Origin of the sequence: Acetobacter sp. DsW_063, from assembly GCF_002153745.1 — a bacterium.
In the GTDB taxonomy this organism is placed as follows: Bacteria; Pseudomonadota; Alphaproteobacteria; order Acetobacterales; family Acetobacteraceae; genus Acetobacter.
Genome location: NZ_JOPL01000084.1, coordinates 16,892 through 29,634 on the forward strand (window position 1 = coordinate 16,892; position 12,743 = coordinate 29,634).

A 12,743-nucleotide genomic window follows, 5' to 3' on the forward strand; every position below is an offset into this window, starting at 1 on the left:
TCAGACGACTATCGCTACCCCTGAATACGAAATGTCGTCGTTCGGCGCCGATCGTCGACCAACCTCAACCCCTGTAGCGCCAGCGCGCCGCCATGATCGCGAAACTGCAGCGTCAGCAGACCGTCCGACGGCATCGCCGTTCGGGCGAGCGACACCTGAAGGAATTCCGGCCCTCTCAGAACGGATGTAACGGTGATAGGGCCGCTAAGCCGGATCGGCGCCGCAAGGAGCAGGCCGAGAGGATTATGCGACAGGCCCATATGTGTCACGGACCCGTTGCGATCGTCGCGCAGGACCAGATGGCCGTTCGCAGCCTTCATGCTGAGACCACGCGGATAGGTGTAATCGAGCTTCAGGTCGCCCGGTGAATAGGTCAGAATCCCCTCGCCTACCCCACCGTCGGGCCAGACCTGCGAGAAGCCGGCTGAAAATGTGGACAGCCCGTTCAGATAGGATTCCACCCTCGCGACATCAGCCTGATCAGCAGGAGACAGCGCTGTCGAACCGCTGCCCGCGCAGGCGGCGACTGTAGTAGCGGCGGACAGGGAGAGCAGCAGGGCTGCGCGGCGCCCCAAAAATGGCGGTGCGCTCACGCCGTCGGCTCCGCAGCCGCCGTACCGTCGAGAGCGACCGCAGGCGTGTCGAGGGTCAATGACAGCGCATGCAATCCAGCGTCAAATTCGCTCTGAAGCAGGGTATGCACGAGGCGCGATCGTGCGACGCGATTTACGCCGACAAACGCCTCGCTGACGATCAGAAGGCGAAAATGGGTTTCTTCGACGCCTTCGCCCGGACCGCGGGGCCGTCCGATATGTCCGGCGTGACGATGGCTGTCGTCGGTCAGCTCAAGGCGGACCGGAGCGAGCTTCTTTTCCAGCAACTCCGTGATCCGCTGAGCCCGGGGACCTGTCGCTTCTTTGGCCATGATCAAGTTTTCTCCCGGTTTCCGCTATCGGCGTCGCATCGAGCCAGAGTTCCGGCGCGCCGCATTCATACCCGCCCGGCCCAAGATGCCTCTTGCGCCCTGGGACCGCAGACACACATAACAGGGCCCATGATCAAACGGAACACACGCCACCGGGCTTTCGATCCCGACCCGGACGCGCCGGGGCGGTGTTGTGACGCGCCCGGCTGCACGCAGTCGGCGGGGTACAGGGCGCCGCGATCGCGAACCAGCCTGAATGAGTATTTCTGGTTCTGCCTCGAACACGTGCGCGAGTACAATGCGCGGTGGGATTACTATAAGGGCATGAGCGCCGCGCAGATCGAGGCGCAGCTCAAAGCCGACGTCTCCTGGGATCGTCCGTCCTGGAAGCTGGGCTCCATCGGCAGACAACCGTTTAACGAGGAAGATGTCCTCGATCCCCTGGACGTGCTGGGCGCGTCCCGGACCGAGCGGGCGCGCCGCCGTCGGGAGAGCGCCGCGCCAAGGGCCCCTGATCCGTTGCGAGAGCCATTGGATACGATGGGTCTCAGATGGCCGGTTTCGCTCGACGAGGTGAAGGCGCGCTACAAGGCGCTCGCCAAGAAGCACCACCCGGACGCCAACAACGGCGACCGCGGCGCGGAGGAACGCCTCAAGACGATCAACGTGGCGTACTCCACCCTGCGCACGCATCTTGCTTCTAATGTGGATAGCGGTCTCGAAAAGACTGCCTGACCGTGCCACACTTTACCGGACACTGACGGACGGAAACGAAATGACCGCAACGACTGCCGAACTCGCCCCTACTTCCGCCTTCGCCGTGCCCGACATTCAGGTTTCCGCCCGCGAGGTTTTCGGCATCGACAGCGACCTGATGGTTCCGGCGTTCTCGAATCGCACCGAGCACGTGCCGCCTATCGATTCGTCCTATCGTTTCGACCACGACACCACACTCGCGATTCTCGCAGGATTTGCGTTCAACCGACGCGTGTTGGTTCAGGGTTTCCACGGCACAGGCAAATCGTCGCATGTGGAGCAGGTTTCCGCGCGCCTCAACTGGCCGTGCGTGCGCATCAACCTCGACAGCCATATCTCGCGCATCGATCTGGTGGGCAAGGACGCGATCGTCCTGAAAGATGGCAAGCAGATCACGGAATTCCGCGAAGGCTTGCTGCCGTGGTGCCTTCAGCACCCCTGTGCGCTAGTATTTGACGAATATGACGCTGGACGCCCGGACGTGATGTTTGTGATCCAGCGCGTGCTTGAGGTCGACGGCAACCTGACCCTGCTGGATCAGAATCGCGTGATCCGTCCAAACCCTTTTTTCCGTCTGTTCGCCACGTCAAACACGGTGGGCCTCGGCGACACGACCGGCCTGTATCACGGAACGCAGCAGATCAATCAGGGGCAGATGGATCGCTGGAACATCGTGACCTCGCTCAACTACCTGCCGCATGAGCAGGAAGTCGCGATCGTGACGTCCAAACTCGGCATCTCCCCTGACGACAAGAAAGAGCGCCAGACGATCGACAACATGGTGGCGCTCGCCGGGCTGACCCGGTCGGGCTTCATGGCCGGTGATCTTTCCACCGTCATGTCGCCTCGCACTGTCATCGCCTGGGCTGAGAACGAGCGCATCTTCAAGGATCTCGCCTTTGCTTTCCGCCTGACGTTTCTCAACAAATGCGACGAAGCCGAGCGCGACATCGTTTCCGAATACTACCAGCGCTGCTTCAACGCGGATCCCATGGGCAAACGGCCGCGCTAAAGTGCGCACGTTTGCCGAGCAGTCAGTCGTGTCGCTTCGGCGAGGCGACAACTGGTCCTTTCCTGGAGCGGCGCGCGCCACATCTTTGACGGCGCGTTCACGTGTTCGTTTAGGGGCAGATATTGAAGGGACCGGATGAGAAGCGCCGTTCCTCGAAAGAGCTGCTTTCCACGAAGCGCTAGCCGCCATTTTTGAGCGCCTACGGCGACGTGTACGTGTGAGGGGGCATTCCTCCACACCGAACACGTTTTTGAAACAACTCTCGGAAGCACGTTGCGACAGATCGAACCCGCAGCGCGCTTCAGTCACATATCCCTTTTCGTCGGCTATGATTAAAGGGACTATGCTCTAGCGCAGGACGGAGATCACAATGGCCGAGCAGCGCCCGCCGCGAAATTCGTCGCCCGACGCCAACGATCACGTCGAGACGTTCCGTCGCGCCACGGTCGGCGCGCTGCGCGCCATCGGCGGACGCGCCAACACCGAAGTGAGCTTCCACAGCGGCGCGATCCCCATCGGCGGTCTGGATCAGGAAGCTCCGGTACGGCTGCCCATGCCTTCACGGCACTTCGACCGGGACGAAGCCGCACGTATTCGCGGGATGGCGGACGCGCAGGCCCTGCGCCTGCGCCATCATGACGCCGAATTGCACCTTTCCCGGCAGCCGCAGGAACAATCCGCCCGCTCTGTCTACGACGCGCTTGAACAGGCCCGCGTGGAGACGCTGGGTTCACGGCACATGCTCGGCGTAGCGGCGAACCTCGCCGTTCGCATGGATCAGGAACTGCGCGACGCGGGCGTGGAGCGGATGGCGTCGAAAGACGATATGCCTCCCTCTCTGGCGCTCGGGCTGCTCGCCCGCGAGAAATTGAGCGGCCAGCCAGTCCCGGCGTCGGCGCGCGATCTGGTCGATGCTTGGCGTGAATCCCTGCCCGACGTGGCGCGACAGGCGCTCGATGGATTGGCGGCGGTACAGGAAGATCAGGAGGCTTACGCCAGAGCGTCACGGCAGTTGATGGCTGCCTGCTCTCTGATTGAGGCTGACGTCGAAACTCCGGAAATCAGCAACGATCCGGACGGCGATGAGAGCGGAACACAGGATGAGGCCGAGGAGCCGCCTCCTGCGCCCGAGGACGAGCCCACCCCTTCCGATATCGAAGAGCAAGGCGGCCTGGAGCCCCAGCTCATGGAGGGCACAGGTGAAGCCGGAGAGCCCGATGAGACTTCCGAAGGAGAAGCCGGCGACGCAGACGGCGCCGGGGATCCTGCGGGCCCCAGCGAGCCGACGAACACGCCCCCCGGCGATACGGCGCGCGGCTACCACGCTTTCACGACCCAATTCGATGAGGAAATTGCCGCAGAAGACCTCTGCGACGGCGAGGAATTAGGGCGCCTGCGCCAGCAACTCGACCTCCAGCTTGCCAGCCTTCATGGCGTTATTTCGCGTCTGGCCAATAAATTGCAGCGCAAGCTGATGGCCCAGCAGACCCGTGCGTGGGAGTTCGATCTGGAGGAAGGAATCCTCGACGCGGGCCGCCTTTCACGCATCGTGGTCAATCCGATGCTTTCCCTCTCCTACAAGCGCGAGCGGGAAACCGAATTTCGTGACACCACGGTAACGCTTCTGATCGATAACTCCGGATCCATGCGTGGTCGCCCGATTTCGGTCGCGGCCATGTGCGGCGACATCATGGCGAGAACGCTGGAGCGATGCGGCGTGAAAGTCGAGATCCTCGGCTTCACCACACGCGCCTGGAAAGGCGGACAGAGCCGCGAGAAATGGACAGCCGAAGGAAAACCGAAGAATCCTGGACGCCTGAACGATCTGCGGCACATCATCTATAAGGCCGCCGACATGCCATGGCGCCGTGCGCGTCGTAATCTCGGGCTTATGCTGCGCGAGGGGCTGCTGAAGGAAAACATCGACGGCGAAGCGCTGTTCTGGGCCTGGCGCCGGTTGAAGGTGCGGCCCGAGCAGCGGAAAATCCTGATGGTGATCTCCGACGGCGCCCCGGTCGACGACAGCACGCTGTCGGTGAACGCAGGCTCCTACCTCGAAGACCACCTGCGTGAGACGATCGCCATGATCGAAGGACGCAGTGGGGTCGAACTGATCGCCATCGGCATCGGCCACGACGTGACGCGCTATTACCGTCGCGCCGTCACCATTACCGACGCCGAGCAGCTCGGCGGCACGATGATGAAGAAGTTGTCGGAGTTGTTCGACGAGGACCGAGGCCCTCCCCGCTCACGCGCGGCCTGAGCGGGAAGAGGCGCGCGCCAGAACCGCGTCAACAAGACGCTCGACGTCGACATACTCCGTTCGGTGATTCACGATGGCGGCGCGGATGACCTTGCGCCCGTTGATCACCGTAGTCGACGGCGCTGCTATGCCGCTTTCCTGCAAGTCCTTGACGATTTCACCATTCAGGATGTCGTTCTCGACGTCATCGCGTTCCCACGCGCAAACCCTGAAACAGACAATATTGAGCGAAATCGGCGCCATAAGCTCGAGCGTCGGCTCCGCCTCCACCCGCTGCGCCAGACGGCGCGCCACGGCACAGCACCGATCAACCATCTCTCCCAGACGGCGCGTGCCGTACACTGAGAGCGTCGCCCACACCTTGAGAGCCCGAAAACCGCGCGACAGATCGGGACCAAGATCGCAGAACCACGGCGCGCCAGCCGCAAGGCCCCGGTCTTCGCGCGACAGGTAGGTCAGGCTCTGCGCGAAAGCCGCCGCGTGACGGGCTGGATCGCGTACCAGAACGCACCCGGCGTCATAGGGGGCCTGCGCCCATTTGTGGAAGTCGAAGGCGATGCTGTCAGCTCGCTCCAACCCGACCAGGCAAGGCCTGATCGTTTCGGACAGAACGGCCGTCGCCCCAAACGCGCCGTCGACGTGGAACCACAGCCTTTCGCTTTTTGCGGCATCCGCAATATCGTCGAGAGGATCGATCGAACCCGTATCCACTGATCCAGCCGTACCGACGACGAGAAACGGCTCCAACCCGGCGGCGCGGTCTGCCTCGATCATTCGCCGCAGCGCCGCCACGTCCATTCTGAACTCTTTGTCGACGTCGACTAACCGCAACGCCTCTGACCCAAGTCCGGTCATATCGAACGCACGACTGACGCAACCATGCACAGTCTTGGCTGCATATCCGATGAGGCGCCTGCTCTGCAGGCCAGCCGTCCGTAGTGACAGACCATCCGGCGTCGCGCGGCTCGCCACGATCACGGCTATGAAATTCGCCATGGAGGAGCCTGTCACCAGCAGCCCGCTCGCGTTCTCCGGCAGGCCCATCAGCGTCGCGGCCCAACGGATGACCATGCGCTCAACCTCGACCGGCGCATGATCACGTCCCCCGAGATTGGCGTTCAACCCCGCCGCCAGCATCTCGGCCGCCATGCCAACCGGCGTGCCGCCGCCGTGAACCCACCCCATGAAGCCGGGATGCCGGTTGCCGGTGGCGTAAGGAAGAATGTCCTCGCGGAATGACCGCCGCCAATCGTCCAACGAGCCAGCCTCGCCCGGAACCGGCGCCGCCCGAAAGGCCGAACGGCGGTCTTCAGGAAGAGGCCGCCAGACTGGTCCGTCGCGCAGCGTCGCCAGATCGTCGATCATGTCATCCAGCATGTGGTGCGCCTGAGAGCGAAACTCGGTCCATTCCTGCTCGCTCCGCGGGTCCAGCGAATGCCCGGGCGTCGAGGCTGGCGGCTCGTTCATGCGTCTCTTCTCCACAATGGCGGTCCCTGTTACCGGCCCAGGCCGATGTGAACCTCTCTCCCCGCCTGCGCAACCGTGCCGAGGCAAACGCCTCCAGAAACGGCGACGGAAGGTATCCACAGATGCAGGCTTCAACTTGCTGACGAAGTGCTTCCCGCATCCTCCGTCACGTAATCCGTCGCTTTGGTCGTCACATCATGGCTGAGCCCGGCGCGCCTCTCCGAACGATGTCGAGCCAAGCTGTTCGCAACCCACTTGTCATACGAAATGATCTTATCGTGGTGGGAAGACCATTCGCACACATGACAAGTAACGAGAGGCGCCTTAGGCAAGCGCCAGCCGTCGTCTTCAAGGCAGACCAGACGTCTTCAGCTAAGATGCGAACACGGGGAGACAAGGTCGCTCACCGTGAAGGCATGGGAGGCGTCGTTTTGAAAAGACGTCGCAAGCGCGGTAGAGTCACCGGCGTATCGGCGCCTTGTTATTGTGACGCGTCAGCAGTCTTGAGGATGAGCCAATAGTCATGTTCTTCAGTGGATTCACTCTCACGACGCTGATGGTGAACAACACCGCATGGCGCCTCCGCTCCGGTGGCGCAGGGCCTGCGCTCATGCTGCTTCATGGCCGACCGGAAACGCACGCCGCGTGGCATGCGGTCGCGCCTGCATTTACGAATACGTACTCCGTTATCTGTCCTGATCTCCATCCTGAACTTCCGCCGCAACGACAGGCCGAGGACCTTCTCGCACTGGCGACCGCCATGGGGCATGATCGGCTTATTCTAGGGGGACAGGACGCTGGAGCGCAGATTGCCTGTCAGATTGCCGCCCTGGCGCCGGAACGAGTCGCTGGCGTGATCGCTTTGGAAGCGTTGCCCGGCATGAATCATGTCGGTCGAGACGATATGGCGTATTCTCTCGCCCAGTATGAAAGCTGTTGGTTCGGTCAGTTGCACCCAAAGCCGGAAGCCGGCGCGGTCCAGACCCCGCCGGAATGGCAGGGTGCGCCCGGCGGGCAGGTCAGCATATTTGCGCCAGAGGCCGTCGCAGATTACACCCATGTGGCGCTGTGGCCCCACTCGACGTCGAGTTACTGGCCGCAGGGCGAACTGTCGCTTCAATGCCCTCTGTTGGTCCTCTGGGGTAAGGCAGGGCGTATCGGCGGGTGGTATGATCCGCCGACCCTATGGCGGGAGGTCGCCCACGGACCAGTGTCCGGCCATGCTCTCGACGCCAGTTTTTTCCTTACGGAAGAAGCTCCGGGCGAAGTCCGTAAAGCTTTTGAAGAGTTCCTTTCTGCATTGCCGTAAAGGCGGCCAGAGCATCTCGCAGGCGCGCACGGACGGCAGACCGAATCAAGACGCGTCGGTGAAACCGGCCGCTAGATCATGACCCGTTCGTGCAACATGAATGCACCAGACCGCAGACGTTTCACCCAAACAAGGCTGTGATCAACGATGATGTGCTGGCGGAAGAAATCCCAAACACGCTGAGCGCGACATTCGTGTTGCTTCCGTCCGATCCGTAGAGGGAAAGAAGCGTCGCAGGTTGCGAGGACGTCTGGGGGGTGATCTGTAACATTGCGAGATAACGTTCAGCGTATTTCTGAATTTTTTCTGTGCTCGAAAAATCCGACAGATTGACGCTCTTCTTGAGCATCTGGACCTGCTGATCATAATCCAACGCGCCAAATTCAGTCGGGTCATAGCCGGACACCGTCTCGACGACTTTGAGAAGCGTCGAATCTGACATGATCTGCGACAGAGTCATGTCGGTCGTCATGGCGCGTGTAAAATATAGCGCGTTCCCGATGCCGGACCCGTTACTGCTGTCGTTCAGGTGAGACTCGTATTTCGATTCCTCGTAATTCGTGACGATGGATGAGATCGATGAGGCGTCGCTGAAGGGCGACGACGACGATGCGCTCGACGACGAACTGGCCTGATTCCAGACTGAAAACGCAGCTGCGAATTTTTGCCATGCTGGATTGGCCGACTTTGCAGCGACGGAACTCGCGGAGCTTGGATCCTGCGTGAGCAGGTCTTTCACCAGCGCCGTTTCGTTCTGGATCGAGCTCAAACCATATGCGCCCAGAACAACCGCCAACGCCTTGTAATTGCTCATCAAGCTGGATGCGGACGTAATGTTGACCGCGTCCTCCTCGAAGGTCGAGATATAGTTCTGCTCGACGCCGTCGGTCTTCGCGTATGTCGCCGCTGACTCGGACTCGTCAGTCATCGCTTGGAGATATGTCGCTACTGGCGACAGCCCCGAGACCGTTCCGCTCATGCCCTTTGCTCCTTCGCCACGGCGGCTCTCTCGCGCCCGAGGGATGTCACACTATGGCCCGCGAGGTGCTGGACTCCGATGTGCAATCGCTTCGTTGCGCAACCCGATTGACGACTGGTCAACTGACAAGACGCGCGCCAACCAAAACTCCAAAGAGCAGGATGAAACCCAATCGTTAACGCCGACTTAAAGTCATAGACGGCATCACGCGGCGAAATCACTTGGCGAACGTCTCAATTCTTGCTTGGCTGCAACAATCCGCCTTGGCAAGAACGCCGTCGGCGGTCAGGCACAAGGGACGCGAATGGGCGATAGCGCAGACGAATCCGTCACACACCACGGGACGCAGAACGCGGCGTCACCGCCTTCACATCGAGAAGGTCTTTTCTCGGGCTACCTCAACGACGCTTTCTTCTGCGAACTGACCAATAGCGGTGGTCCACCGGATCCCCGCATCTTGCAACTCCGCGAACGGCTCGGCGCCCTGGAGCTTGGAGATCTTCGCAACCGCGCGGCCAACGCCGAGCGCGAGCTCTACAACCTCGGGATCACCTTCACCGTCTATTCCGAACGCAACTCGATCGACCGCATCCTTCCGTTCGATCTGGTGCCGCGCGTGCTGACAAATCCTGAATGGCGCCATGTCGAAGCCGGCGTTCGTCAGCGCGTGACTGCCCTGAACATGTTCCTGTGGGACATCTACCACGATCAGGCGATCCTGAAGGATGGCGTCGTGCCAAGGGAACTCGTCGTCGGGAACGCGAATTACTGTCCGCAGATGATCGGTCTTGACGTGCCCGGCAAAACCTATGTCCACGTCAGCGGAACCGATCTGGTGCGCGACGACGACGGGACGTTCCTGGTGCTTGAGGATAACGCGCGGACGCCTTCTGGTGTTTCCTACGTCATCGAGAACCGACACACGATGCTGCGTGTGATGCCCGACGTCGCCGCCGGGATAGACCTGCTGCCGGTCGACGATTACGGGGTGCAGCTACAGAGGGCGCTGGCGGAGGTCGCGCCAGAGGGCGTGGACGACCCGCAGGTGGTTCTGCTCTCCCCCGGAATTTATAACTCCGCCTATTTCGAGCATGTCTTTCTTGCCCGTGAAATGGGCGTGCCGTTGGTCGAGGGGCAGGACCTGACCATCGAGAACGACAAGGTTTACATGCGCACCACCGCGGGCTTGCGGCCCGTGCACTCCATATATCGCCGTCTGAATGACGAATTTCTCGACCCTGACGCCTTCAACCCATCGAGCATGCTTGGGGTGCCCGGATTGGTCTCGGCCTACCGGAAAGGCAACGTCACGATAGCCAACGCGCTGGGAACGGGCGTCGCGGACGACAAGGCTGTGTACGCCTACCTGCCGCGCATCATTCGATATTACCTTTCGGAAGAACCGATCCTGAAGAACGTGGAGACGCATATTTGCGCGGAGCCTGAAGGCCTCGCCTACACGCTCGCCAATCTGGAAAATCTGGTGGCCAAGCCGGTCGGCGAGTCCGGCGGCTATGGCCTGATCATCGGTCCCCACGCCACACGCGAGGAACTCGCGGAATTCCGTACAAAACTTCGAGCGGATCCAGCCAATTACATCAGCCAGCCAGTGGTCAGGCTCTCTGTCTCTCCGACGCTTTGTGAAACGGGCCTTGAGCCGCGCCACGTTGATCTCCGTCCGTTCGCCGTGACCGGACGGTCTACATGGGTGCTTCCTGGCGGCCTGTCGCGGGTCGCGCTCAAACGCGGGTCTCTGGTTGTGAATTCGTCACAGGGCGGCGGCTCTAAAGATACGTGGGTGCTGGCGTCATGAGCATGTCACTTGATCCCGTAGCGACGGTATCGCCCCACCCGCTGCTCTCCCGATACGCCGAATGCTCGATGTGGCTGGCGCGATATATGGAACGCATCGAAAATCTCGCGCGCATCATCGACGTGACCGAAATTTTCGTCCGCTCCGGCGCGTCCGATGGCTGGCGGGCGATCGTGCAAATCAACGCCGACGAGGAGCGATTTTACGCCTCCCATTCGAAAGCGACGGCCGACCGGGTCATAGCCTTTTACGTTATCGACGCGGGAAATCCGACCTCGATCACTTCGCTCGCTCTCGCCGCCCGCGAAAATGCGCGCGCGCTGCGTCCGCTGATTTCGACCGAGATGTGGAGCCAGCTCAACATCTTCACACAGTTTCTGCGCGGCCTGCGCGCCGAGGACATCCGTCCAAGCGAGATTTCGCAGCTGTGCGCCCGCATCAAGCAGGAGTGCCAGACCCACACAGGCATCACCGAAGGCACATTTTACCGCGATCAGGCGAGCCTGTTCTACAACGCGGGACGCCAACTGGAACGGGCCGACCAAATCACCCGCCTGATCGACATCAAGTACCACACCCTGTTGCCTGTCGCTGCCGGGGTCGGCTCGGAAGTCGACATCAGCCAATGGACCTCCGTCCTGCGTTCGGCGGCAGGCTACCATGCCTACCGTCGTGTGATGGCGGGCGACCTTCGGCCTTCGAGCGTCGTCGGTTTCCTGCTGAAGAGCGAAGCCTTTCCCCGCTCTCTCGTGTGCAGTCTCAGGCACTTGCACAATAACGTCAGCCGGTTGCGCAGCGATTATCGTCTGAGGGATGCTGGCGGCATCGTCGAGCGGATCGAGTTCCTCAGAGCCGGGCTGGATGACCAGACCGTCGGTCAGATCATCACGCGCGGTCTCCACGAGTTCCTCGATTGGGTGCAACGGCAATTGCAGGATGTGCAAACCGACGTGGCGCAGGCCTTCTGGCCTCCTCCTCGGCCTGTCTCCGCTCCTGCAATCGAAATATCGGGTCAAACACAGTCGCAGTCCTGACCGCACGCACCGCGCGTTTTTCAGGCTGCGTGACGAAGGCTTTTTTGGTGGGCAAAAGGGGCGCGATCTCCCTATGATCGCGCCATGAACATGCTCACCCCCGTTCACGCCAAGGTAGAGGTCGAAATCGTCTTCGATTTCGTCTGCGCCTGGTGTTACATCGGGATCGAGCAACTCGTTTCAGCTCTTGAGCAACGCGACGACGTGGACTGCAGCCTGAGGTGGCGGCCATTCCTGCTCAATCCCTCTCTTCCCGCCGTCGGAGTGAGCTTCGCCGATTACCTCCGGTCTCGTCACGGATCGGACGAGCGTTCTGCACGCATCTGTAGCCTGATAGCTGTTCAGGCGCACGAGGCCGGGCTGGACATACGTTTCGAAAGGATCTCTCGCGTCAGGCCAACCATCGACGCGCATCGCCTGCTCGCCTGGGCCGGAGCAAGAGGCGATTGCCTCAATCTCGCTCGTGCGATTTTTGCCGCGTATTTCAGGGATGGCGCCGATATCGCCGACCACATGACGCTCGCGGACCTTGCTGCCGCAGAAGGCTTCGACCGGGATATCGCCTTGCAGTTCCTCGCCGGACAGACCCTGACCGGGACAGTCATCGCAGACCACGTCGCAGCGCAAAAATCCGGGATCAATGGAGTGCCGTCAGTAGTCATCGGCGGCCTTGGATTGACGGGCGTTCATGACGCCAGGGTGTTCGACAAGATTTTCGACGCAGCGTGTCCTCAACGGAGCATGGAGCAAAACGCGGGCAGCGTGTTCTCCCACGCGTTGTTCGAATGGTCGGAAGAGCGTTCGAGAGGTTCGTGAAAAGGCTAAAATATCCTTTTCCAGACTGGAACTCAGTCGCTTTTTTTCTAGGCTTAGGACTCGTTGATCACAGCCAGAAGAGCGCGGTGGCTGCCAGGGCGAGCGCAGAGAAGAACACGGTCGAGCAGCGGTCGTAGCGGGCTTCCACGCGGCGCCAGTCTTTCAGTCGGCCAAACATGATCTCAATGCGGTTGCGGCGCTTGTATCGACGCTTGTCGTATTTGACGGGCAGCGAGCGGGTTTTTCGCCCGGGAATGCAGGGCTTGATCCCCTTTTGCTCGAGCGCGTCCCGAAACCACTCCGCGTCATAGCCCCGATCGGCTAGCATCCACTGCGCCTTGGGCAGATCATCGAGCAGGGCCGCCGCAC

The 12,743-nt window shown here is 61.2% G+C and carries 12 protein-coding genes; 7 read left to right on the top strand and 5 right to left on the bottom strand.

Going from position 1 to position 12,743, the window contains the following annotated elements; all coding sequences use genetic code 11:
* Nucleotides 1-14 precede the first annotated feature (14 nt).
* Together HK28_RS11000 and HK28_RS11005 are read right to left on the bottom strand one after the other, a co-directional pair.
* Nucleotides 15-593 (bottom strand): outer membrane lipoprotein carrier protein LolA, encoded by a 579-nt coding sequence (locus tag HK28_RS11000; protein ID WP_233140500.1) that lies wholly within the window; start codon nucleotides 591-593, stop codon nucleotides 15-17.
* Nucleotides 590-925 (bottom strand): BolA family transcriptional regulator, encoded by a 336-nt coding sequence (locus HK28_RS11005; protein WP_086644617.1) that lies wholly within the window; start codon nucleotides 923-925, stop codon nucleotides 590-592. Before HK28_RS11005 ends, HK28_RS11000 begins: the two co-directional genes overlap by 4 nt.
* A 129-nt stretch (nucleotides 926-1,054) precedes the next feature.
* Here HK28_RS11005 and HK28_RS11010 point away from each other — a divergent pair, with 129 nt between their 5' ends.
* The 3 genes from HK28_RS11010 to cobT all read left to right on the top strand — a co-directional run bounded on the left by HK28_RS11010 (nucleotide 1,055) and on the right by cobT (nucleotide 4,956).
* On the top strand, nucleotides 1,055-1,660 hold the full coding sequence (locus tag HK28_RS11010; RefSeq protein WP_086644618.1) for a J domain-containing protein: 606 nt from the start codon (nucleotides 1,055-1,057) through the stop codon (nucleotides 1,658-1,660).
* A 40-nt stretch (nucleotides 1,661-1,700) separates the two neighbouring features.
* Nucleotides 1,701-2,693, top strand: coding sequence for a cobaltochelatase subunit CobS (gene cobS / locus HK28_RS11015; RefSeq protein ID WP_026396359.1), 993 nt, complete (start codon nucleotides 1,701-1,703; stop codon nucleotides 2,691-2,693).
* A gap of 370 nt (nucleotides 2,694-3,063) precedes the next feature.
* Nucleotides 3,064-4,956 (top strand): cobaltochelatase subunit CobT, encoded by a 1,893-nt coding sequence (gene cobT / locus HK28_RS11020; RefSeq protein ID WP_086644619.1) that lies wholly within the window; start codon nucleotides 3,064-3,066, stop codon nucleotides 4,954-4,956.
* Here cobT and HK28_RS11025 read toward each other — a convergent pair.
* Nucleotides 4,942-6,423 carry a pyridoxal-dependent decarboxylase gene (locus HK28_RS11025; protein WP_086644620.1) on the bottom strand — a complete coding sequence of 494 codons (1,482 nt, stop codon included), beginning with the start codon at nucleotides 6,421-6,423 and terminating at the stop codon, nucleotides 4,942-4,944. The two genes, cobT and HK28_RS11025, sit on opposite strands and share 15 nt — an antisense overlap.
* 523 nt (nucleotides 6,424-6,946) lie before the next feature.
* Here HK28_RS11025 and HK28_RS11030 point away from each other — a divergent pair.
* Nucleotides 6,947-7,732, top strand: coding sequence for an alpha/beta fold hydrolase (locus HK28_RS11030; RefSeq protein WP_086644621.1), 786 nt, complete (start codon nucleotides 6,947-6,949; stop codon nucleotides 7,730-7,732).
* Between the two features lie 121 nt (nucleotides 7,733-7,853).
* On the opposite strand, the gene HK28_RS11035 is transcribed toward HK28_RS11030, so the two are convergent.
* Nucleotides 7,854-8,711 (bottom strand): DUF1217 domain-containing protein, encoded by an 858-nt coding sequence (locus HK28_RS11035; protein WP_086644622.1) that lies wholly within the window; start codon nucleotides 8,709-8,711, stop codon nucleotides 7,854-7,856.
* Between the two features lie 304 nt (nucleotides 8,712-9,015).
* On the opposite strand from HK28_RS11035, the gene HK28_RS11040 reads away from it, so the two are divergent.
* The 3 genes from HK28_RS11040 (at nucleotide 9,016) to HK28_RS11050 (ending at nucleotide 12,374) form a co-directional block, all read left to right on the top strand.
* Nucleotides 9,016-10,524: a circularly permuted type 2 ATP-grasp protein gene (locus HK28_RS11040; RefSeq protein WP_086644623.1), complete on the top strand. Its 1,509-nt coding sequence runs from the start codon at nucleotides 9,016-9,018 to the stop codon at nucleotides 10,522-10,524.
* On the top strand, nucleotides 10,521-11,558 hold the full coding sequence (locus HK28_RS11045; protein WP_233140501.1) for an alpha-E domain-containing protein: 1,038 nt from the start codon (nucleotides 10,521-10,523) through the stop codon (nucleotides 11,556-11,558). Before HK28_RS11040 ends, HK28_RS11045 begins: the two co-directional genes overlap by 4 nt.
* Before the next feature lie 84 nt (nucleotides 11,559-11,642).
* Nucleotides 11,643-12,374, top strand: a complete 732-nt coding sequence (locus tag HK28_RS11050; protein ID WP_086644625.1) for a DsbA family oxidoreductase — start codon at nucleotides 11,643-11,645, stop codon at nucleotides 12,372-12,374.
* A 67-nt stretch (nucleotides 12,375-12,441) separates the two neighbouring features.
* Here the strand turns inward: HK28_RS11050 and HK28_RS11055 are convergent.
* On the bottom strand, nucleotides 12,442-12,743 hold a 302-nt coding region (locus tag HK28_RS11055; RefSeq protein ID WP_143217408.1), incomplete at its 5' end, for a transposase.